The 489-nt window shown below is 52.8% G+C and carries 1 protein-coding gene; it reads right to left on the bottom strand.

Translation table 11 applies throughout. The annotated features are described in order from the left end of the window. Positions 1-478 (bottom strand): hypothetical protein (locus tag VPR01S_RS21905; protein ID WP_156008774.1); only part of this gene is annotated, 478 nt, incomplete at its 3' end. Between the last annotated feature and the right edge of the window lie 11 nt (positions 479-489).

Below are 489 nucleotides of genomic sequence, written 5' to 3' on the forward strand. Positions count from 1 at the left end.
GACCCTGGCTATTCTGACCGGCAATTTCAATGCTCCAGCTCCCTTCATCCAGCGTACTAACATCGACATTGCTTAACGTCCAGCGACCTGTGCTGCCGGTCACATCGACGGTTTGTGGTGCTGGCTCGGTGGCTCCGTCTTTACTGATGAAACTCACTGTCACTTGATCAGCAGCCAGGTCACCAAAGCCGAATGCATCGCCAGTTAATGTCACATTGCTCGCGTTATCTGGGGTGATGGTGACGGTATCCAGTGTGACCGTTGGTTTGATTGCAAAGTCGTATTCGGCTCCCGCTGCGACTGTATTACCCACTTCATCCAGGTATTGACCCAGAATCAAGGTCGCTTCAGCCGATGTCATGTTTCCTAACGTGACTTCGCCTGTCCATTGTGTTGCAGCACCGCTTGTGCTCCAGACAACAGACTGACCACCCAGTGTGGTTGCGCCCACAGAAGTAATGGCCTTGGTAAAGTTCACCTTCACCGCCA

It is taken from the genome of Vibrio proteolyticus NBRC 13287, assembly GCF_000467125.1.
In the GTDB taxonomy this organism is placed as follows: Bacteria; Pseudomonadota; Gammaproteobacteria; order Enterobacterales; family Vibrionaceae; genus Vibrio; species Vibrio proteolyticus.